A 22,472-nucleotide genomic window follows, 5' to 3' on the forward strand; every position below is an offset into this window, starting at 1 on the left:
AGACTTGGCAGTTTAAGGATAAACAAGATTACATTAAGATAGTATTAAGATAAAAATTTTAGTCTGCTCAATTTCTAAGAGGCAAATAAACCACAATGCCCCAAACAAGATGGAGTAAAATTAAAAATAAAAACGAAAAGATACCTTTCGTTTCATATTCAGAATCCAATCGATCTTTCCAAATGATAAAAATAGAATCTTGATTCAATTTTGTTTCCTTTGTTTCCCAGATTGTTTCTTTTAATAAAACTCCTCCCGAAAATAGACTTGAGACCGAACAATTTCCATTCTCTTTCGAATAACACAATGCATACATTGGCAATTTAGTATCCTTTCCAGAAACTGCACGAATCCTTTTGTATTGGAAGGTAATGACGGGACCATAAACAACACTACCTGATCTACGTCTGACAAGTAAGGGAGATCGAAATGAACCGGAATCAGAATCATCCAAATAAAATTCTCTTAAATATAAATAACGATTCCCCAGTGCCAAATGTGACTCTTCTGGTAAGACATCAAATTGGGAAGTGAGACCTACCTTGTAGCCAATGGCGTCCCCTAAAAACAAAAGAACGTTCCCTCCCGCAAGTAACGACAAAAAAACAGCAAAGAGGATTATATACCCACTTGATTTGATAAAGTGAATTCCTATAAAAACCAAAGGTAAAAAAAAGACCAGTAAGATCCAAATAGAATGAGAAAGTGGCCAATAAACACCAAACGGTAACAATACGACGCTAAAGACAAATATAAATGCCAAACCTAACCATAGTTGAAAGAATAACGACGGAGACCCATCACTCGGTTCGGGTTTTTTCCGGTATTTATTTTCAACAAAAGAGACAAACATATTGGTTCCTAATCGATTTTAATCTTTCACAACAAAACTACTTCGAATCGTATTCCAGTACTCATCTGCTTTCTTTTTTTCTCGTTTTGGATAGGATAAGGCTAAAAAATAACCTCTCGGAGAATTGTATAAATAATATTCCTTCATTTCCATTTCAATTCGGTTTCCAATATCATCAACTTCCACCCATTCACTCAAATAAACATTCTCTTTTTCAGAACGTTTGAATTGTAGTTTTCTCATTTGGCTTTTGTTTAAGGAACGAACAGAGTCCCAAAACACAAAATAATTTTTGGTATTACGGAGAGGCCTTACTTTATCAAAACTAGAACCAATTGACAAAATGATTTTTGGTAATGTTTTCTTTTTTTTACCAGAGACCTGCAAAAGAAATGCCTCTTCCCATTCTGTTTGGCCTTCGGGAAGGTAATTGGATAAAAACTCAACAAAACGTACGATCCTATAAATGTTATCTCGATTTTCGCCATAAATCCCAAGTCGATTTCCATAAAGACCTTCATACCGTAGACTCGATGGGATTTTTAAGCGATAACGAAACGATTCCGATTCCAGATACAAATAATCTCTGAAGGAAACTTCATCCACATAACAACCATAAGGATCACTTACTAAATCTAATGGAATCGTTTGGTCAGACCATTCATTGGCCGCACGATTTGTAATTTGATTCGACTGTATCAACCATTCGGGAAAAAAACCTGGATCCTTTTCTTGTTTTAAACGGTAACAAAGATGGATCCCCTTTCCCAGGAATACAACATCCTTTTCCTTTCTTACTTCATACAATACTTCTAATTCTTTTGCTGCAATGTCCGCTTCTACTTGGAGTGGAAATTCTTTATAATACTCATCATCGATAAGGAACCTGATTTTGCCTGACGGTGACACCAGGTAATTCCTACCAAATCGGTCTTTCTTTTTTACAGAGGATTGTTTGTTCTTAAACTCACTTAAAAATCGATGGTAACTTCTTGTCTCTTCCTCTTCTGCATCTGGGATCCATGGTTTTTGGAGGAGAGGATCAACGATGACACTCGGTTGGTTTTGGGAGTATAGATTTGAATTCCCTAATGCAAAAAGAATCGCTAGTGAAATACAACAAACACCAAAAGACCAATTCCAACCTAAAAAAGAGAGAGAATTTTTCTCTCCAGTCATCCCTTATACCTGGAATTTGGATTGGATAAAATTGAGAGCCATAGTAAAGATTTTTGAAAATTCTTTTTTATGGGCATCGCCATTCACTCGTGACAAAATACCACGTAACAAAGTTTGCACTTGTTGGTAGTTTGGAACTTCATAAAACGATTTTTGGATATGAGGCCATGCCATTTTGACAATCTGCATAAATTCAGGACTACCTTTTTTGAACTCCTGAATCATTCTATCTAACGTAAGTTTCACGATCTGGAAATTTTTGATTTTTTTAACAATGCCTTTAAGGACATCGGGTTTTAGTTCTGATTTTGAACTCATCATTTGGAAAAGTGAATTCCAATCAACAACCTCATTTTTTTGTTCTTTTAGGACTTGGGTTCGTAATGATACAACTGCTTTATCAAACTCAGATAGGGTTCTTAACCAATTTTGATAACCTACTTGGTCACCTTTAGTTTGATAGGTGGTAATGGTTTGCACGAGGTCCATAAATTCTTTTACAGAATAATTTCCCAATCGTATTAAATTTAAGTCAACTGGAGGAGGAGCAGGTGTCTCTTCTTCGTATTCAATTCCTAAATCATCAGAAAAATCATCGTGTTCTTCCGAATGAGTTTCGTTTGTTTGACTCGATTCTGAATCTGATGAATCATCAAATTCAAGATCTTCTATTTCATATTCTTCGTTTGTTTTGGCAGAATTGCCATTTGTATTGGATTCTAAGTGAGGAGTGTCTGTTACTTCTGGACCGATTTTTACCTCTAACCTTTCCCCTGTTAAAACGTCACTGAAGGTTTCGGCGATTTCCTGTAAGATGGATTTTTCTTTTTCAGGAATCAATGATTGTTTTTTTGCGATGGGAGTGGGAGGTGCATTGGCAACCGCCAGTGCTTCCGTTAAGGATACTGGTTCTTTTTCCGATTCCGAACCTGATGGAATTGATAATGCCGCTTTTGCCGATGCAGCCATAAGACCTTGTGGTTCAATGATCTCACCCGTTAAAGGATTTTCTAAAACCATCAAAATCCCTTTTTGAGCAAAAACAAAATCTGTGGGATGAGTAAAATGTAATCCTTCTACAATTTCTTCGGCAATGGAAGAAAAACTAGGAACTGGAGCATTTTTCATTTTTTCCAATTCTTGGGTTTTCAGTTTTTCTTGTACTTTGTTTAGGACTTCTATAAAATTCGAATTGAGATATGCTGATACTTCTTCTTTGGAGACACCTAACAACGTCGCAAACTGTGGGAGGTGTTCAAAAAATTGATCCGTTTTTTTGATGTTCCCCGTCATGTAGGATTTGATTTGTTTGGCGACTTCTTCCACTTTTGCGGGATCCATCTTTTTGGCTTTTAAGAGGCGTTTGAAAATATCAATATGGGCATGGAAATAGGACAAAAATTCCCCATACGCGGTGAATTCATATTCCCCTTGTCCTTTTTTCTCTAAGACTTTTTTGCTAGTTTCTGCCATAATGGAATCTCATCCAAAACATAGGAAAAGAAACAAGGGTCAAGATTTTTACGAACCGATTGACGAAATGCAAGCAGAGAGGAGTCTATACGATATGAAACGTTTTTTTTTACTGGTGACACTTGGATTTGTCGTGTTCTTTTCTACATCTTGCCAAAAACGACAAGATAAAACTCTGGAAAGAAACTTATTCACATTCATCGTTTCCTGCACTGGGGGTAGTCTTACTGCATGTAATGCTGATTGTGCAGCCAAATACCCAAACATCACTGGTGACAATTATCCGACTGCTTCTACCTGTTTCAGCAATTGTTCCACCAATTGTAGTTTGTCAGCGACCTTACTCCTCTTAACCAACAAATAAACTGGCCTTACGTGCCATAGACCAAAAAACTTGCGGCAACAATCCCGCAAGTTTCCGTCCTAAGGACACCGCCAGGTAAAGTCAATTTCGGAATCTGATTGTGTTCCATCCACGTTTCTTCTTCCTCATGGAAACCACCTTCTGGTCCGATCACAGGAATTTTGTTTACCAAACCGGACAATTCGAACGGTTTTTGTCCAAAAGGATGGAAGACCACCAAACTTTCTTTATGTGCTTCCATCCAATTCTTTGCTGTTTCAATCGATAGTTTTAAGATTTCAGTCTGTTTGGATTGTGCTGCCGCTTCCTTTACAATCTTTTCAGCTCGTTCCAAATTAAATTCTTTGCGGATGGAATGACGAAACACTAAAAATACCACTTCATTCAGTCCAATCTCAGTCACCTTCTGTAAGAAAAAATCCAAACGATTTCCTTTTGGTAAAGCGATGGCAATTTTTTTTCGATCGGCTTTAGGAGGAACAAATGTTTCTCTTTGGAACTTTAGTTCCTTCGAATGGGGAGTGATTAGGTAATCATACAATCCACCCTGCCCATCCCGAATTTGAATGATGGTGGCTTCACTACCTAAACGAAGTGCACGAAGGTGATTCACTTCTTCCTTCGTTAATTCAATTTTGTCTTTTTTTTGGAATGGAATGCGAAATAGGATGAGACCCGGTTCCAATGATTATCTACTTAAATTATCTACATTAAAGAGAGAAGCGTCTGGGTTTACAGTTTTGTCCACTTCTTGGATTTCCCAAACCGTGATACTACCTGTATTCAAATCTAACATTTCCAAACGAGAAGCTTTTTGTACATCTTCCACTTTTCCCGTTGCGTCTTTGATTTTGACAGGTCCATATTTTAAGTTTAATGTTTTAAATAAAATACCATCACGGTCATGAAAGTCAACGCGGTAAGGTTTTAAATCTTTTTTACCAACGAGTAACACCAGTTTTTTGTAGAAATATGGTAAAATTGGTTTGAGAGAAACTCTGTAATACATCTCTCCGCCAATTTCCAAATCACCATTCACAAGTGGGTTGTAATTAGCCTGATAGGAATATCCAGACAAATCTACATAAAAAAATCCAGTTCCCATTAGGGATTCGTATTTTTCGTCATCTGTTTTTCGAAACAGTTTGGCACTGAGAACATTGAAGAAAAATACATTTTCCCCTTCATCCTTTGTTAGCAGTTTGGATTCGAGGCCTCGCCCTTTTCTGTCAAAAAGAAGCAAAGCGTCTTCCCCATTAAAAAATCGATTGATTCTCCATGTTTCCGATGTTCCGTTCCTACGAATGAGAACATAGGTTCCTTTCACAAGGCCCTTTCCATAATCCATTTCTCGGTCAAGCCTCGCGAGTAATTCTTGGGCCGATAAACTAGTGTCAGGTGCTTGGGCCTCGAGAGATACAAAAGAAATCAAAAATAATAAATACCAAAGTTTTCGCATGTGATTTCTTTATTCAGCTCTCATTGAAGGTTTTGTATAGGAATACAATCCATGCACACTACCTTGTGCTTGGGCTGATTCTGTCCTACGTTCAAAACGAAGTTGTCCTGCACGTAATGCCTTATGAAGGTCAGGAATATTTCGGTATCCCATGTCTTGGAAACTTTGTCTGAGACCTTGAACTAGGTAAGGGATTAGATTTAAAACAGATCCTTTGTCCACAACATAACCAGAAACACCTTGTGCGACTTTGATTTTTTGGGATTCAGAGAAATACCGTTTGTCTCCACCTTTGTTCATCGCTTCTAAACTTGCCATTCCTCTATATTTCTTTAGACGAATCCCATTCTCATAAAAATACTCACCAGGTGCTTCTTTTGTTCCTGCAAACATAGAACCCATCATACACATGGATGCACCAATTGCGAGAGCATTGGCGATATCACCAATGTTTGAAATACCACCATCTGCGATCACAGGAACCCCGTGAGCTTGTGCATACTCTGCAGTTTTAAATACAGCAGTTGCTTGTGCACGTCCCACTGCCATTGTATCTTGTGTGATACAAATAGAACCAGGTCCCATACCAATGCGAAGACCATCCGCACCAGCTGCAATGAGGTTTGCCGCTTGTGCTTTTGTGACAACGTTTCCACCAATCACATCAGTATTTGGGAAATTGGATTTAATCCATTGGATCATTTCCATTTGGTAACTTGAGTTTCCTTGAGCGGAATCTATAATGATTGCATCCACTCCCACTTCTGCAAGAGCTGCCATCCTGTCACGTGACTCTGGTAAGGTGGAAAGTGCAGCACCCACTCTTAATCTTTTTTGATCGTCTTTTGAGGATTGAGGGAATTCTTTATTTTTTTTCAGGTCACTGCGGCAAATGAGAGCTACAAGTTTCCCTTGTTTGTCAACAATTGGCAGTTTTCCTTTTTTACTTGTACGAAGGATGTCATTTGCTTCTCGTAAGCTGATTCCCACATTTGCGGTGATGAGCTCCGTAGTCATCACCTTCCCTAATTTGATGTCGCGATCTCTTTCAAAATCTACATCACGGTTGGTAACAATACCAACTAACTTGGTTCTTGCGGTGCCATCTTCCGTAATTGGGATTCCACTGAATCCATATTTTTCTTTCACAGCATCTAAATCAGCAAGTGTGTGTTCAGGAGAGAGTAAAATTGGATCTTTGATAAAACCATTTTCAAATCGTTTTACCTTACGCACTAACTCCACTTGTTCTTCAATTGTATTATTATAATGAATGATTCCAATTCCACCCATGAGTGCCTGCGCAATTGCCATTTCTGACTCTGTGACAGTGTCCATAGGAGAACTCATAAGAGGTCTTTTGAGTGTAATATTTTTAGAAAGTTTTGTTTCGAGATCAACATCGCTTGGATTGAAGTCTATATACCCAGGTAGTACTAAAAAATCTCGATACGTGAGTCCCATGTTGACCGAGAAGAGCTCTTGTCCACTGACTCCATCGAGAAGCTCAGATCCTGGTAGGGGGTGATTTGACATAATTATCCTTCCTTTTTCTACTTTAGGTAAGAAAACTCTAAGTGCAAGAGAATTTCAGGAGAAAATTGACCGATAATAGTGAGTACCACGACCTTTTATGGAAACAGTAGAAAGAAACAAACGTTCCTTGGATGTTTTTTCCGACACGGAAAAAAAACTGCATGTTTTGACCAAATTTCTATTAAATCAGGAATTAAACCTGAAGGACGATATCCATTCGGGAGAAATTTGTTACCTCAAAAAAGTGTCTCAAGACGGGAACAAAGTTCTTGTGAGCGTAAGGCCAACCATCACCCTTTCTGTGGGTCAAAAAATCACTCTCTACAAAATCCTTGGCCGTTACCTCCACTTAGAATGTACTGTGGAACAAGATAAAGGTGAATCTCAATACATCCTGCATTTGAACAAAATTGCCATTGCTAAAAAGGATAGAGAAAGTTCGAGGATTCCTGTCCCTCCTGGATCCGCTTGGATTACCAATGTGGTGTCCAGTAAGGCAAAAATTGAAACTGATATGTTTCATGTTCCTACGGCAGTGAAAGTCAACTTCCAAGACTATGAAACCAAACTGAAAAATTCAGTGGATTTTATCAAAATTTCCACATTTAATTCCCGTGAAGATGGTGAAATCATACGCCTCATCAAAAAAACAAAAAAAGGATTACTTCTCGAAGATGTCAACAATCGGGAATGTTATGAAACTTCACCTAACGAAGATTTTATAGTTTTTGCTGACGAAATTGAAGAAGATATCAATAAAGAAATCAACAATCGTCGTAATTTAAAAATCAAATCGGAACTCATTCTACCGATTTTGTATTTAAACGATGAAGAAGAATCCATTCCCATCGGATACATCCACATGCAAAGTAAAACTGAAAACTTTGATCTCTTAAAAGCAATGGAGATGAAAACTTTGTGTTTTGAAATGGTGGATCGAATTCGTCATTCGAATATGATCAAATCAGATGGTAAGTTTCCAGTGATTGATATTTCAGAAGGTGGATTAAAAGTGATTGTAGACCACCCAGATCTCATCCAAAGCCTTCCCAAACTCACTGGTTTTCAGTTTGATATTTTCTTTAAGATGCAATCCCCTCTCACTGCTTTTGGACAGATCAAAACGATCACTAAAAATGAAGAAGGCCACCTAACAGTGGGTCTTGCAATTGCAGGGCATTCCTCACGTGCAGGTGAGAAAAAACGATTCTTAGAAAACGTAGAATTTTTCCGAAAACAACTCCAGAAAAACTAAGCACTTGGGATTGCAGAATAGGATCGGTTTATAATTCTCCGTAACCCAATACTTCCATTGACCATTTTTCTTCCCAGTTTCTACTTGTGAACGTGATTGCCTCTGGGTCCAATTGTTTTAACAATTCCCAATCTTTCGTTGTGATTGTTTCACCTGAAACCAAATAAAAAAACGAATCTTCAGGATCTAATTTGGAAATGGTTTCCGGATGTATCCTTTCATAAACCAAAAAGGATTCTTCTCCAGTGAATGAATCCCTCCAATTCCAGAATGAATCTTTTCCTTCTGGGAACACAAAAACCAATCGGTGTTGTAAATTTTCACCTCGGTATTCTAAGGTTTTTGCCAAATAGGAATTTCGTTTGGAATGGAGTAAGTTCTCTAAACTTGAGATTTCATTTAGTTTTGGAACTTCTAATAACGGGATCACAAAATCGATGGTACAAAATGGTTCTGCTTCTATTTTTTTTTCGATGACATCCATAATTTCCAATCGATCTTTCGAAAGGGAATCGGTATGGAACCAAACACTTTGGTGCCTTGTCCCACGTTCTATGGTTTCAGAAAAATACGATGTAGATTGTTTTTTGTCTTTTGGATACCAGTCAAATCGATCATTTTTGTCTGGTGCCACATCACATAAAAATGGCCTCGGAAATTCATCTAACCTTCGTTCCAATAAATCTTCTGCAAAATATACGGAATCACGTAAAGCTTCTGGGGTAAAGCTTGGTGTTTGGATGATCCGATAAGGAGGTGTTGGCATATAAACGAGGCCTTCTTTAGCTGCATCTTTACGCATACTTGTGCCAGGCAATACAGAAAGTGGGAAGGCTTGTACCCATTCACCTAATCCATGTTCCAAGAAAAAATGAATCCCTCTTTCGACATCATCTGGAGTATCACCAGGAAGACCAATGATCAAATCAAGTAGTAGATCAATCCCTTCCCCTGCCAACATCTTGGCAACTTCTGCTACTTTATGAGGACTACCAAAACGTTTCACACGTTTTAAAGTTTCTTCATTCACAGACTGTAACCCAAGTTCAATCCGATTGAACCCAGCTTTTCTTAGTTTGTTGGCAAGTTTTGGAGTCACACCCTCTGATCGAAGTTCTGCGAACATGGTCATTTGGCCATCAGAATTCACTTCTGCAATTGCATCTAAAAAAGAATCAAAACCTGGTCTATGATTGAATGTTGGATCTAAAAATACAAGTTCCCGTGCCCCCTTTTCTTTTAAGTTTGATATCAAGTGGATAGTTTCTTTGATATCAAGTGTCCGAAGGTTTTGGGATGATTTTGGATAAAAACAATATGTACATTGAGACTTACAACCTCTAACGGTTTCTAAGTAAGTAGACCGTTTTGGATTCACTAACAAATGACCAGTTGTATAAGGTGATGGAAAATCCGTTAATGGAAAGTTAGCTGGCGATGGAATTCCAAATGGACTTAAAAAACCATCCTTTTTTCGATAGGCAACATTTTCTACATTCTCTAAAGATTCCTTGTTTAACAAAGCCTTCATCAAACTTCTAAAATTATGTTCTGCTTCTCCTGAGACTGCAATATCATATCCATCTTCTCCAAGAACATATGGATTGTCTTCGTTGACTTCTGGTCCACCGATTAGGATCTGAATCTCTGGGTTTCTCTTTTTGACTTCTTTGGCGATATAAAGACTTCGTTCTGTATTCCATAAATACAAAGAGAGTCCCAAAAAATCAGGACCTTCTTTACAGATTCGATCAATTAAGTCTTTATCCCCCAAAGAGTCTGTGTCTTCAGGCGAAATGACAGAAGGGATTATCCCTTGGATAGGATCTTCTTTGGATTCAAGGCAACTCGCCAAACTAGCAGCCGCTAGAGGAACATTTCCTGTAGCCGCAAAATAACTCGGTGGAGGAACGGGTAACTGCAAAAACTGGATTTTTGCCATATCTCTAACCAGTTTTCATGTTCCGATTGGTTCGGCAAAAACTTTCAGCTGCGAGACACGATTACATCGATAAATAAAATCAAATTCTCGGACAAGTTTCTAGCAAATGTCCGTAACATCATCCGTTCCGAAATGTCATGGTACATTTGAGAGAGAGTCCATGCGTCTCGGCTCGTTTTGGATTTATGTAAATGTTCAAAAAAATAAGGCCGAAACGACCAGTTTTTTCCAAGGATGGAATAATCAGGTTTCATTTCTCCCGTTTCCGACCTTGCATAATTGGGAGAAACTTGGAAACCCATATGGTTCGTAATGTACATCCGAAAAAAGTCCCCATCACCAAAGACGGATGTGGAAAAATCCTCTTTCCATTCCCAAATCCCATCTTCTTCCCCAAACCCCATCACAATTTCAGAAAGTTTATTTTTCCAAATGGTTTCCCATTCAATTTGATGGTTCATCTCTTTTTGTTTTCTTGCATGAAAGTATTCCAAAGAAGATTGCATTTCCGATCTGTATTCAAACCGACCAGAAAAATTCATCTCTGGTTTTGCAAAGTAATACCCTTGGATGTACCTGGCTCCGTAATTCAAAGCATTGTACAATTCATCTTCTGATTCAATTCCCTCAAATAACAGGCTACTACCGAGAGACTCACCTAATTTTGATAAGTTGAGTAATATCTCTTTAAAATTTCTTGAAAATGTAGATCTGCGTAACATCTGTAAATCCACTTTGATGATCTCAGGGTGAAATAAACCGATTCGATCTAAATTACTTGCCTCAGAACCCGCATCATCTACGGCGATGGAAAATCCTTCCTTTCTATACAAATTCAGAACAGGTTTTAAGAGTTCCAAATTATGGGGAAAACGTTCTTCGGTAATTTCAATCACGATCCTAGAAGGATCAAGTTCCACTTCTCTCACCATTCGAATGGTTTGAGGTAAGGTTGTTTCCAAATTAAGGAGAGCATGGTACAAAATGTTCGGTGATATGTTTAAAAAGAGTTTGGTTTCCGGAGGTGCTTCTTTTGCAAATTTCTGTAAGGCAGAAAATCGAATTTCTTCATCCACCTGTTTTTTCAGAAAAAACAATTCATCATAACCCAAGGTATGAGTGAGAAAAAAATCACCTAAACTAAATAAACCTTGGTCTGTGGACAATCGGCCGAGGAGTTCATAACCATAAATTCCAGTCGATTCAGAGGATAAAATAGGTTGGAAAACGGGTGTGAGTTCTCCACTGGCAAGCCACTCTTTCCACTCGCGAACCAGTTTATGACTTTCACTTTCTATTTGCATAGAGGGGTACATACATTCCTGTTGCAAGAACGGTACCAATGAGCAATGTAGTGAAGATTACTGCATCATGCTTGTTTTTTTAGCATTAGAGAACAAGGATTGTAAAAATCTGTAATTTTTGTAGAAGTTTTTAGCAAAATGGTAAAAAAAAAGCCACCCAAGTCTCCTTGAGTGGCTTCCGAACAGAAAGTATCAATTACTTGATGTCTCTTGCTCTTGTTTTGAATGAGTCATCCAATTTTGGCTTTTTAGAAGGTTTTGGTTCTTCTACCACTGGCTGAGTCGGTTGTTTCACTTCTTCAGAGGCACAGTTGATCATAAATACAGCCAATAAAGCAATGATTAGCATAGACGAAATTTTTTTCATGTATTTGCTCCTTAGACTAAACTGTCGAATTTCGTAAATAAGTCGAGGAAAAAACGATGATTCTGAATATGGAGGAGATATGACAGTAAAGTCGCAGTTTTTTGTGTTCGAAGGGATCGATGGTTCAGGGAAAACAACAGTTTCTAAAAGAGTTTCTGAAATTCTAAATGAAAAATTGTTCCCAAATGTCTGGCACAGGGAACCTACCGATAGTGTTTTCGGACAAAAAATCCGAGAATTCCTCCAAGGTAAAATCAAACTCAACCAAGAAGAACAGTTAAAACTTTTTTTACAAGATAGAGAACTATCAGTTCAGGACATCATCTTACCAACGTTAAAGAATGGTAAGTCAATTGTACAAGACAGATACTATTTTTCAACTGCAGCTTACCAAGGTAGAGACGAAGAACATGCTGCGGACATTTTGTACATGAATGAAGACAAAGGTTTCCCAGAACCAAACCATGTTTATTTTTTAGACTTATCTCCAGAAGAGGCCTTAGAGAGAAGGAATACTCGTGGAGGAAAACAAGAAGTGTTTGATGAAAGTTCCGAACAAACGCGTATTTACCAAAACTATCTGGCAATTTTACCTGAATCGACAATTTTTGTAGATGCTACTGCCGATTTAGATGAGGTTGTTTCCTTTTGTGTTGAGGATATTTTAAAATCACTTTCCGTCTGATTTGTCTTTAGTCACACGAAAGACCATCATGTCTCCCATTTGGAACCATTTCACAAAACGATCAAAAAATGCCTTTCGCAATCGAAAGAAAACGCTGGCATTTTTTCGGCTTGTGAGTCCACTTCCATAGGTAAAGGCTTTGGGAGATTTGTATCCAAGCGAAATGAGTAACTGTTTTAATCCTGAAAAAGAATAATAATATAAATGTTCTGGTACATTTAAATACCTCCAATGGATTCCATTCCATTTTGCAAGGAATCCATACCGACAAGTAGACAAAATCAGAATTCCACCAGGTAACAAGTGTTTCATAATTTTTTCTAACGTTTCTTTTGGTTTGTGTAAATGTTCGATTGTAGCCCAAAGAGTAATGACATCAAATTGGTTTTGGTAACCAAGGTCCCATTCTAAAAAATTTTCTTGGAAAATCGAAAGTCCAAGAGTTTCCCTAGCATACTTAACAGGACCATCTGCAATTTCAATGCCTTTGGCATCATACCCTCTTTCTTTCATATATGCGACGAAGTATCCTGCAGCACAGCCAATGTCCAATGAGGAAAGTTTGGTAATCTCAGATTGTTTGACTTGGATTCGATTTTTCTCCCAATGAAAAAAATCTAAATCTTGTAGATTCAGTTGGAAAACACGAGAGATTTCTTTTCGGAGGTCACTGGAATAATAATTATCATACCCACGTTCTGTCCTTTGGGTAAAATAGGAATCATCATAGTATTTTTTAACTTCTAACAAACTTGGCTGTGGGTTCACCTGCACAAGGCCACAATGGTCACAACTAACAATCGAAAATGATTCCCCTAACGGGCTATTTTTCGTATGCAAATGGGAAAAAGAAAGTTTGCCACAGGTATTACAAGGAATGGTTTCCACAGATTTCCTATCGGCTTTTTTGCGAAAAAAAGGAAGTGATTAGAAACCGACTTATATGAATAAAAAATGCAAAAAAACAAAGAACAAGGATGATACTGGAGGAAGTGGGAAAATATATCATTTCTCCGTTCCTTTCCAAACCAATAAGGGATACCATAAATCCTAAATATGTCGAAGTAATTGAAAACAAAACACATACAACAGTTAAAATTTTTAAAGAACGAATGATGGGAAGTAAAGCAAATACAGGGAGTAAAAGATGAGCAATGCTGTAAAAGGTTCCAAGTAAATTAACCGCAACTGTTAGAGAGGCAGCAAGGATGATATAAAACAATAGATCAAACGGAAGTGGGTTCCCTACTTGGATTTTGTATTCGTCTCGATCAAAACTAATAAACAAAAACCTACGAAAAAAACTCAAATATAAGATAAAAAAGAAAATGGCAACATAAATGCCCCAAGAATCAGCTCTGACTTGTGAAGTTAAAATATCTCCAAAAAAAGCTGCCATTAAATGATTTTGAACGTTTCCACCGAGCGCCAACATAAACTGCGATGCTGCCGAAAAGAAAACAAATAAAATACCAAGGATCACTTCTTCCTTCATCCCAGGAAGTTTTCGCACATACAATAATGGAAATACTAAGATACAAGAGAATAGGATGGGAAAAATTTCACCAGGCCATTCCATAAATAAAGACAAAGCCACTGAAAACGTAACCGCTTGGGATAGGGTCACACCAAAAAATGTCATTCCCCTTAAAACTATCAGGATTCCGATGACAGACAATAAGGCACCAACAAGGCTACCTACTAAAATTTGAGGTAAAAATAAATTCCAACTGGAAAGGAGACTAGTCATGGTGGTGGCAATTGGGAGGCCTTTCTCCTTTTGTGATGTTAAATAATTTCCCTTCATCAATTTCCAAAACTTCATCAAACCCAAATCCCCAATCGTGTTCTAGGCTATGGGTGATGAAAAACAAAGTCCGATTTCCTTGTTTTAAATATTCTGATAAAACGGATTGGAAAAGTTCCCGAGCGTTATGGTCTAAGGAATCCATTGGCTCATCTAAAAATATCAAATTCGCTTTTGTCAGTAAGGATCGTAAAATCAGTACTTTTTGAAGTTGCCCACCACTACATAATGAAATTTGTTTATTTAAATAGGAACTAACACCCGTTCTTTCAATGAGTTCCCTATCCTCTTCTGAAAATTTAGATTTAGGCAAAAAACTAAGTCCAATATTTTTGGGCATGAGTAAAACATCTTCCACTCTAAGAGGGAAATCCAATGCCATCTTTTTCGCTTGAGGAACATAGGAAGTGGTAATTGATTTAGAGAAAGTGATGGTTCCCGCAAGTGGAGGGAGTAAGTCAGTGAGTGTTCGGAACAATGTTGTTTTTCCGGCACCATTTCCACCTACGAGGGCATATGTTTTATTGGATTCAATGTGTAAGTGAATGTCTGAGACAACAGGAAACTCTTTCCTATAGCCAACAGACAAGTGGTCTGCATGGATAAAGGTGGTTTGGACCTTAGGATTATTTTGTTTTGTCGCTTGCATCGCGTATCTTTTGTAAACTCAAACGTAAGGTCTCTTCATAACTAGTTGTGTCTAGTGCACCCACGGAAACAGGGAGTGTGACCACAACCGATCCCGGCACCTTGGACGATACGTACTCAGCATATTTTGGATTATGATAGGGACCGATCAAGATAATTTTTATCTTTTCTGCGATCATATAACTGATGACTTGGTCCATATAACGAACAGAAGGTGGAACTCCAGGACGTTCTTCTATGGTAAGATTGGCATTAAATTTAAACCGAGATGCCAAATACACAAATTGATCATGGAACACGGCTACTTTTAAGCCAAAATAGGGTTCCATTTTTTTCATCTCTTCTTTTGTCACTTGGATGAGACGTTTTTTAAATGAATTAAAATTATTCTCATAGTATTCCCCGTTGAGTGGATCCACTCTTGTGAGGGCATTTTTGATGTTTTGTGCCATTTGGATGGCATTGATAGGGTCATTCCAATAATGAGGGTTTCCATAAATGTGCATGTCTCCCATAGACCGATCCATCATCACTGTTGGTTCCCCAAGGATTTTGACTCCAAATGATGTGTCACAATACCCAGGTTGGCCTTTTTGGATTTTCATATTCCTAGATTGTTGTTGGAGATAAGGGATCCAACCAATCTCTAAATCCAGTCCCACAACACATAAAACATCTGCTTCACTGAGTTTGACCAAAAAATCAGGACGAGTCATCACAAAATGCGGATCATCCACACCACGGATCATTCCATACACATCGGCTCTATCACCTGCCACCTGTTCAGCGATATACTTGATATCAGAGATACTGGCAACAAGTGATACCTTTCCGAATACAGGTGAGGTAAACAGAAAAACGAAAAAAAGGATTAGAATAAGGAAGATATGATTTTTCTTCGAATGTTTATGATGGTAAAATGAAGATTCAAATTGAGGCATGATTTCCTGTTTCCTTAATAACTATGTGCTGGATGAGAACCTAAAATGGCGACTGCTTGTACATAAAATCTCCACTCGCGTTGTTCCTGGAATTCTTGTTTGGAAAAATCCTGGATGTATCGCCTTTCGATTGAACCACGAATCCTTCCAAATTCTGAACTATGAAAGGTGATTTGAGTCGAATGGGCTTCTATTGCATTGTCTGCTAGTTTTCCATTTTTGTCGACAAGTGATTTATCAGTAAAATAATCATAGCGATACCCAAGTGACCACAATTGGTGGAATTTATAATCCACAAAAAAGTAATAACCCCATTGGTCTCTGGATGCGGCTTTTGATTTTTGGAAAGTGCTTGGGTCCATTTGTTCTGGGAAAATTTCTTGTTGGTACCACCCTTCGGACATGATCATAAGTTCCCTAAGATTGGAACGATTCCATCTTAATACTGCATCCATTCCATACAAATACCGTTGGTTTTTTCTGTCTGTTGTTGGTTCATACCGAACTCCAGAAAATCCAAATTGGGTTCCCCAGTTATTTCCAAAATAATAAAAATGTTTTAGGTGGGCATAACCCATAGGGTTATTTTTTTGTTGGCCTTCCGTATGGGCGTGACCCCATTTTCTTCCATTTGTTGCACCTAACACTAATTCTTGGGTAATCCATTTCCATGGTAATAAAATACTAAACTCTGCTCCTGTATCCATCGCAGACTCAAAACCTATGAATTTTTCGTGTACAATTGGATTCATCGTAAAAGGTCTATCGTGAAGGTGGATTCGATTTAACCTTCCAATATCGAGAAACATCTGTCCAACTTTGAGTGAAGTATTAAATGGCAAAAATGGGAACAAAACATTCGCTTCATGGACTTCAAAATAGTATTTACCATCTTCGCCATGTGCCGCCCCTAAAAAATTGGCTCGCATCCATTGGTCAACCGCTGCCGTAAATCCAAACTCAGCAGAACGAACATCCATTTTATTATCGATACGTTCCCCTGTTCCCCTTGGTTTGTTTCGATCCCATGCACCAACAATGTCTATAGCGGCTGAAACATCCATCATCAAGTTTTGTGCAGAACGATTGATTTGGTTGGGCTGTTGTACGTTGGATGTGACTCCACGACTTCCTTCTGTACTTTTACTTCTTGTTTCTTGGTCTTTTAAATCTTTGTCAAGTTCTGCTTCCCAATCATTGGGTTCTGGATTTTGTGATTTGGTTTTAAGTGAACTTCCTTGTTTTTTGGTATCTGGTTCTTCTAGTTCTTTTTCCCAGTCATTTGTATCCGCATACAACCAAAATGCAAAAAAGACTGGTAACATAACAACCACCAGCCGAAGAAAAGAAAAATGTTTATGGAATCCAAGTTTCACAATGATGTCTTTTTTTTACCTATCGAATCATTCCAGAAGTGCCAATGACAGACGAATAAATTGTCATCGATTTGACAATGACTTGATTCAGCCTAAGCCCAACGCGATCACCATTTACATTCACTGTCACACTGTCCTCTTCAAATTGGTATGTTCCCCGATTGACAGAATCACAAGATCCTTCCCAACCAAAGATATGAGCACCATTTTCTTCATGTACTTCTAAACATAGAGTTTTTTCAATCCCGAGAGAAGTTCCCCATGATGCAGGAGTGCTAAAAGCGGAAGATACATTATCCACTAATTTCTGAATGGTAGTAGCAGATATCAGAAAACCAGGTCCATTGAAATTGGTTTCTCCAGGCAAAATTGCTTTTAATGTGGACGAACCTGAATTCAAGACGTATGTAATTTCAATCCCTGCTTTTTTTTCCCCACCAGAGGAAGATAAACTACTGGCACGTGTGACAATTGTAGATGCATCACTAGTTCCTGAAAGGCCACCATTAAAACTCACATTCTGCGCAGTAAACCCTAAGCCAAGTAAGGTTGTTGTCGCGTCACCAGAACAACCAAAAAAATTATACCTCGTTCCATTTCCCGCAGCTCCAGAGCGTGCCGATTGACCGCAAGAACCAGAGTTTGCCAATAGAGCAGCAAAAATCGCATCATTATTATTGTCTTTTTTGGAAGCTTGGAAAAGTTCCGCACAATTGCCCAGAGAGACAAATACCACAAATACAATGATTGGTTTTAAGAAATTCATAAGTACCTCTGTTGGGACATCATTTGCAACGCTGTTGCAAATGCAACCACGTTTCATTTAAAAAATCGGTTTTTAGCGTTTTCGAAGAGGATTTTATGTTTGGCTTTGTCGGAGATGGGGAGGTCCAAAAATTTGGAAATGGGATGGTTTAGATTATAAGGGATATTCGGAAAATCGGATCCAAAGTAAATCTGATCCTTGTAACGTTCCAAAAGTGGGATTGCCTCATCCACATCGGTTTCCTTTCCAGTCGCTAAAAAATCTACAAAGACCATAGTTGTATCCAAAGCTAAATTGGAATACTCATCAAGTAACGAAGCATAGGCGGATATTTCATGGGCTCCCATATGAGCGACAATTACATGTAATTTTGGGTAGGTTTGGATAAATGGTTTAAAAAATTGAATCCCTGTAAATTCGCCAGGCAACGGAGCCGTACCAGTATGGATGACGATCGGGATTTCTTTTTTTTCCAAATATCCAAAACAATCGCTGAGTTCTGGATCATTTAAGTTGAGTTTGGAAACTTCACAGTGGAGCTTAAAACCTAAAAAACCATACACCTCAACTGCTTCTTTAACATAGGAGTACACTCCTTCTTCAGGATAAAAAGTTCCGAAGGGTATAGCACCTTGCCAATTTTGATAATTGTGATAGGTCCAATCATTCAGTGATTTTGCCATATTTTTTTTATGAGCATAGTTGAGGGTGGTAAATTGTTTGATCCCATTATGGTGCAAACGGTTGACCCTTTCCATTTCCGGCAGGCGGTAACCGATTGCCCAGTTCACATTGTCAAACCAGCGCCAAATGAGTTTCATAATGGTTTCTGGAAAAAAATGAGTGTGGATATCGAAGATATGAGGGATGCCTAAATCGGAAATCTTTTCTAAGTGGTCGGGGATTGGATCGTCAAGAATGGGAGGAAAAAAATCTCCCCTCCATGAAAAGGGAGAGGAGAATCGTGTGTCTGTAACATTTGCAGAAATACCATCTTCTACTTCCTTCGCAAAACAAGCGTAACAAGGAAGTAGAGGTGAATCCAGTTTGTGGTTATGCAGTGACTGGAGTTTTTTTCTTTCCACGAATTTTAGTTAGGTTAGATGCCAAGATAGCTGCACTGTCTAAAATATAACTTTCAGTAAGTGTCTTTCTATGATTTCGTCTTTCTACTTTGGATCTTCCAATACTTCTTTCGAGTAACAAACTATTATGGAATCTTGCAGCAGATTCTACCACTTCAAATGCTAACTCTTCACGAAGAGGTGTTGAATCAATTTCAGCATATTCTGCCACAACAGTTTCAAATTGTTTGAAGAGTTCGTTTAATTCAGAAGAAGAAACAAAACCAGACATTTCCGATTTTAAGTATTCACGGTAAATTCCAGTCTCTGTCATACCAGAAACGATACCACCGATACAAGCTACTGTTTGGAGTTGTGTGGTTCCTTCGTAAATGTTTGTAATCCGCACATCTCGATACAACCTTGCAACATCATAGTCTTCCGTATAACCAGAACCGCCATGGATTTGTAGGGCATCATAAGCAACTACGTTTGCCATTTCCGTAATGTAGTATTTGGAAAGTGGTGTGAAGAGTGAGGCTAGTTTTTCCCATTTTTTGAAGGTTTCATCCTTTTTGATGTCCTTTTCAGTAAGGCCTTTCATTTTTCCTCGTTCTTCTTTCCAACGGTATTGGTCGACTGCAAAACTAGCTTCGTATAAAATACAACGCATTGCAGCAACTTCACGTTCCATTCTTTCTAACATTTTTTTCACAGCAGTGATGTTACTGATGGTTTTTCCAAATTGAACACGTTCTTCTGCATATTTTTTTCCTTCAAAATAAGCAGCTGTTGCAATTCCCATCGCTTGGGCTGCAATGTTTAACCTTGCTTGGTTCATCATTGCCATTGAATACTTAACGAGTCCTTTTCCTTCTTCACCAATCAGAATACCTGGAGAATTTTCAAAGACAACTTCACAAGTAGGTGAACAATGAAGACCCATTTTCTTTTCGATGGATGCAACAAATACATCTTTTGAATGAACCAAGAAAAAGGAAAGTCCTCGTGCTCCACTGGTTGTAGTGCCAGTTCGTGCTAAGGTTAAAATGATGGAAGGTGCATTCCCAAACCCACACGCATGTGTGATAAATCGTTTGGTTCCAGTGATTTTCCAAACGCCATCCTCACCCTTAATTGCTTTTGTTTGCAAATTAGGGAGATCTGAACCATAGTTAGGTTCTGTGAGTGCCATAGCTCCACAAAGTTCACCAGATGCCATTTTTGGAACATACTCATGGATCATCTCATCAGTTCCAAATCGCTCCACAGTTTCTGCAAGGTTCATACAACCAAGAGTAATCGCAAGAGATCCATCACCACGTGATACACACTCAGATAACATAGATTGAACGACAGATGGTAATCCAAGTCCACCGTAGTGTCTATGGATTCCATAGGGCAATAAACCCGCAGATTTAATTTTTTCTACGACGTCTAACATTGGTTTAGGGAAACCAACTTGGCCATCTTTGTATTTGAGTCCCTCTTCATCCATTTGTTTGGCAACTTGAGAGATGTCATTTCCAGCAATGTCCCCACCTGCTTCGAGTGTGGATCTGTAAAATTCAATTGCATCTTCGTAATTACCAGGAGCGAAGGTGAGTTCCTCTTTCCCTGATTTTTGGAATTCTGCAAAATCTTCGAACCCTTGTTCGTATTGGTCGATGACCGCATTCCAAGGTGTGAGAGAATCAAAATGATCAATTAGGTCATCATTATCATTAAAATAGTTATTAGATATCATACAATTATTGGCTCCTAACAAGGACTTTCACTCACGTTTCAATATCGTGAAAAGAATTACAAATAATTTTCCCTGGTGGATTCCTGAACGAATGTCCAATCCGTTAAGTTAATGGTGTTAAACAAGGATCATTTGATGCGATTGGCAAGGACCTGGATGTCTTCGATGTGTTCAGCAAGCACCCTTGTGTTCTCTGCGACTACTTGGACTGCATCTTCAATGTTTTGGGCAGCACGCATCACTTCCTGGTTTCCTATGGATTGTTCTTTGGCAATGGTTTCCAGTTGGGAAGAAATATCTTTTAATTCTTTTTGCGAATCCACTACCCTTGCATTTAATTTTTGTAATTCGATGATTTTTTCATTAAAACTAATGACTTTGACTTGGATGTTTAACATCTCCTTTTCTTGGTTATTCGCAAGAGAATTTGCTTCTTTTGCAGATAAATTCCCTTTCATCAAGTCTGACTTTGACTTCAATATGGTTTTGGAAATGATACTAGCATTGGTTGCAGAATTATCCGCTAGTTTGGCTACTTCTTGTGCGACTACTGCAAATCCCCTTCCATGTTCACCTGCCCTCGCAGCTTCAATTGAAGCATTTAACGCAAGTAAGTTGGTTTGGTCCGCGATTTCTTTCATGATTTGATTGACATCTTCCACTTTTTGAAAACTGACACTGACTTCGGAGAGTACATTGTTTAGATTTTCCATGGAAAGTGTGACCAAATTACTGAATTTGGAAGACTCTTTAATTAACCCAGAGATCAATTCAATTTCAGAACGAACCGAAGTGACAATTCCTTCTAACGTTTTACTTTCTTCATTTAAGGATTCAATCCTTTGGTACTGATCTTTGACAAAGGAAAAAGAATTTTCTGTTGATTGGGCAATTTCAGTAAGGGAAGCAGATATTTCTTCAATGGATGCGGCTTGGTTTTGGACAAGACCATTCAAATCATCAGTAAACACTTTTAAAGCAGCAACAGACTGGTTTAAGTTTTCGCCTGTTTCGACCATTGCTTCTTTTTGGGCTGATACTACTTTGGCATGGGAATCTGCTTCTTTTTTCCCAACCATTGCTTCTTCGCGAATGGAGATCAGAAGTCCCACCATCTTACTCATAAAGTAAGTTGCTAAGATTAAAAAAACAATTTTGACAACCTCAATTGGTAAAGATAAGGAATGAGGCAAATGATGGACATCGTTTCTATCTACAAAACTTACCCCCATCTTGTATGAAAATACCAAAGAACCTATATGGATGAAAATCAGAAGTACACCAACGATAATAGTTTGTTTGGAAGAAAATAAAAACCCGGAATACAAGATCACAAAAAAACAAATCGTGTAATTCACGCCTAGTTTTAAAGCCGCAGCTGATAAATCTAAAGTGATGAGTGATTGGCCCCAAGTGGAAATTCCTACTAAAATTGCATCACCAATCACAAACAAAAAAGGATAAGGATTCCGATTACGCTTAAATAAATACAATTGTGTAAAGGCAAAAATCCCATAAAAGACTGTTGCAATGACCATCACAACCAATTGGTCGGTTCGAAGTGAACCTAAACTTCCTAATATACCCATTACATAAATTCCAAATAAAATAAAACGTATGGTATTAATGGTTTTGGCTGATTGTAATTTGTATTCGTCCATGGTTTTTTCCCTTACTTATTCCCCTATCAAATTGATAGAGGAAAC

21 protein-coding genes are annotated in these 22,472 nt (G+C 38.2%); 3 read left to right on the plus strand and 18 right to left on the minus strand.

Annotation, left to right across the window (positions count from 1 at the left end; all coding sequences use genetic code 11):
* Positions 1 to 67: 67 nt before the first annotated feature.
* From CH354_RS11000 to CH354_RS11010, 3 genes are read right to left on the minus strand one after another with little or no spacing between them, the layout of a single operon-like run.
* Entirely contained in the window at positions 68 to 853 is a 786-nt protein-coding gene (locus CH354_RS11000; RefSeq protein WP_100766461.1) for a hypothetical protein, read from the minus strand.
* An 18-nt stretch (positions 854 to 871) separates the two neighbouring features.
* Entirely contained in the window at positions 872 to 2,032 is a 1,161-nt protein-coding gene (locus tag CH354_RS11005) for an LIC10775 family protein (protein ID WP_100729084.1), read from the minus strand.
* A gap of 3 nt (positions 2,033 to 2,035) precedes the next feature.
* Positions 2,036 to 3,505 carry a hypothetical protein gene (locus tag CH354_RS11010; protein ID WP_100729083.1) on the minus strand — a complete coding sequence of 490 codons (1,470 nt, stop codon included), beginning with the start codon at positions 3,503 to 3,505 and terminating at the stop codon, positions 2,036 to 2,038.
* A gap of 94 nt (positions 3,506 to 3,599) precedes the next feature.
* Here CH354_RS11010 and CH354_RS11015 point away from each other — a divergent pair, with 94 nt between their 5' ends.
* Positions 3,600 to 3,869 (plus strand): hypothetical protein, encoded by a 270-nt coding sequence (locus CH354_RS11015; protein WP_207762665.1) that lies wholly within the window; start codon positions 3,600 to 3,602, stop codon positions 3,867 to 3,869.
* Positions 3,870 to 3,876: 7 nt separating this feature from the next.
* Here the strand turns inward: CH354_RS11015 and CH354_RS11020 are convergent, their stop codons facing one another.
* Genes CH354_RS11020 through guaB form a run of 3 tightly spaced genes read right to left on the minus strand, consistent with a single transcriptional unit; the run spans position 3,877 to position 6,864 of the window.
* Positions 3,877 to 4,554 carry a 16S rRNA (uracil(1498)-N(3))-methyltransferase gene (locus CH354_RS11020; protein ID WP_100766462.1) on the minus strand — a complete coding sequence of 226 codons (678 nt, stop codon included), beginning with the start codon at positions 4,552 to 4,554 and terminating at the stop codon, positions 3,877 to 3,879.
* 3 nt (positions 4,555 to 4,557) lie between these two features.
* Positions 4,558 to 5,328, minus strand: a complete 771-nt coding sequence (locus CH354_RS11025; protein WP_100718147.1) for an outer membrane lipoprotein-sorting protein — start codon at positions 5,326 to 5,328, stop codon at positions 4,558 to 4,560.
* A 9-nt stretch (positions 5,329 to 5,337) separates the two neighbouring features.
* Positions 5,338 to 6,864 carry an IMP dehydrogenase gene (gene guaB / locus CH354_RS11030; RefSeq protein ID WP_100718146.1) on the minus strand — a complete coding sequence of 509 codons (1,527 nt, stop codon included), beginning with the start codon at positions 6,862 to 6,864 and terminating at the stop codon, positions 5,338 to 5,340.
* Between the two features lie 97 nt (positions 6,865 to 6,961).
* On the opposite strand from guaB, the gene CH354_RS11035 reads away from it, so the two are divergent.
* Entirely contained in the window at positions 6,962 to 8,119 is a 1,158-nt protein-coding gene (locus tag CH354_RS11035) for a DUF1577 domain-containing protein (RefSeq protein ID WP_100718145.1), read from the plus strand.
* 28 nt (positions 8,120 to 8,147) lie between these two features.
* On the opposite strand, the gene CH354_RS11040 is transcribed toward CH354_RS11035, so the two are convergent.
* From CH354_RS11040 to CH354_RS18360, 3 genes are all read right to left on the minus strand, one after another.
* Positions 8,148 to 10,061: a B12-binding domain-containing radical SAM protein gene (locus tag CH354_RS11040; RefSeq protein WP_100766463.1), complete on the minus strand. Its 1,914-nt coding sequence runs from the start codon at positions 10,059 to 10,061 to the stop codon at positions 8,148 to 8,150.
* Positions 10,062 to 10,105: 44 nt separating this feature from the next.
* Positions 10,106 to 11,365 (minus strand): EAL domain-containing protein, encoded by a 1,260-nt coding sequence (locus CH354_RS11045; protein WP_100718143.1) that lies wholly within the window; start codon positions 11,363 to 11,365, stop codon positions 10,106 to 10,108.
* A 196-nt stretch (positions 11,366 to 11,561) separates the two neighbouring features.
* Positions 11,562 to 11,732 carry a hypothetical protein gene (locus CH354_RS18360; RefSeq protein WP_165780331.1) on the minus strand — a complete coding sequence of 57 codons (171 nt, stop codon included), beginning with the start codon at positions 11,730 to 11,732 and terminating at the stop codon, positions 11,562 to 11,564.
* A 79-nt stretch (positions 11,733 to 11,811) separates the two neighbouring features.
* On the opposite strand from CH354_RS18360, the gene tmk reads away from it, so the two are divergent.
* Complete coding sequence (gene tmk, locus CH354_RS11050; RefSeq protein WP_100726502.1) at positions 11,812 to 12,417, plus strand: dTMP kinase; 606 nt, start codon at positions 11,812 to 11,814, stop codon at positions 12,415 to 12,417.
* Here tmk and CH354_RS11055 read toward each other — a convergent pair.
* From CH354_RS11055 to CH354_RS11095, 9 genes are all read right to left on the minus strand, one after another.
* Positions 12,403 to 13,305 (minus strand): class I SAM-dependent methyltransferase, encoded by a 903-nt coding sequence (locus CH354_RS11055; RefSeq protein WP_100726501.1) that lies wholly within the window; start codon positions 13,303 to 13,305, stop codon positions 12,403 to 12,405. The two genes, tmk and CH354_RS11055, sit on opposite strands and share 15 nt — an antisense overlap.
* 7 nt (positions 13,306 to 13,312) lie before the next feature.
* Positions 13,313 to 14,167 carry a metal ABC transporter permease gene (locus tag CH354_RS11060; protein ID WP_100726500.1) on the minus strand — a complete coding sequence of 285 codons (855 nt, stop codon included), beginning with the start codon at positions 14,165 to 14,167 and terminating at the stop codon, positions 13,313 to 13,315.
* Positions 14,160 to 14,873 carry a metal ABC transporter ATP-binding protein gene (locus CH354_RS11065; RefSeq protein ID WP_100726499.1) on the minus strand — a complete coding sequence of 238 codons (714 nt, stop codon included), beginning with the start codon at positions 14,871 to 14,873 and terminating at the stop codon, positions 14,160 to 14,162. The genes CH354_RS11060 and CH354_RS11065 overlap by 8 nt, the downstream gene beginning before the upstream one ends.
* Positions 14,851 to 15,813 (minus strand): metal ABC transporter substrate-binding protein, encoded by a 963-nt coding sequence (locus tag CH354_RS11070; protein ID WP_100718138.1) that lies wholly within the window; start codon positions 15,811 to 15,813, stop codon positions 14,851 to 14,853. Before CH354_RS11070 ends, CH354_RS11065 begins: the two co-directional genes overlap by 23 nt.
* A gap of 14 nt (positions 15,814 to 15,827) precedes the next feature.
* A complete protein-coding gene (locus tag CH354_RS11075) occupies positions 15,828 to 17,138 on the minus strand; it encodes a hypothetical protein (RefSeq protein WP_100726896.1) in 1,311 nt (436 codons plus the stop codon).
* A 70-nt stretch (positions 17,139 to 17,208) separates the two neighbouring features.
* Positions 17,209 to 17,955, minus strand: a complete 747-nt coding sequence (locus tag CH354_RS11080) for a hypothetical protein (RefSeq protein WP_100726895.1) — start codon at positions 17,953 to 17,955, stop codon at positions 17,209 to 17,211.
* Positions 17,956 to 18,008: 53 nt separating this feature from the next.
* Entirely contained in the window at positions 18,009 to 18,944 is a 936-nt protein-coding gene (locus CH354_RS11085) for an amidohydrolase family protein (RefSeq protein WP_243396053.1), read from the minus strand.
* Positions 18,945 to 19,008: 64 nt separating this feature from the next.
* Positions 19,009 to 20,766 (minus strand): acyl-CoA dehydrogenase family protein, encoded by a 1,758-nt coding sequence (locus tag CH354_RS11090; protein WP_100726498.1) that lies wholly within the window; start codon positions 20,764 to 20,766, stop codon positions 19,009 to 19,011.
* Positions 20,767 to 20,894: 128 nt separating this feature from the next.
* Entirely contained in the window at positions 20,895 to 22,427 is a 1,533-nt protein-coding gene (locus CH354_RS11095; protein ID WP_100726497.1) for a methyl-accepting chemotaxis protein, read from the minus strand.
* Positions 22,428 to 22,472: the final 45 nt, after the last annotated feature.

Source organism: Leptospira levettii (assembly GCF_002812085.1).
GTDB classification, from domain to species: domain Bacteria; phylum Spirochaetota; class Leptospiria; order Leptospirales; family Leptospiraceae; genus Leptospira_A; species Leptospira_A levettii.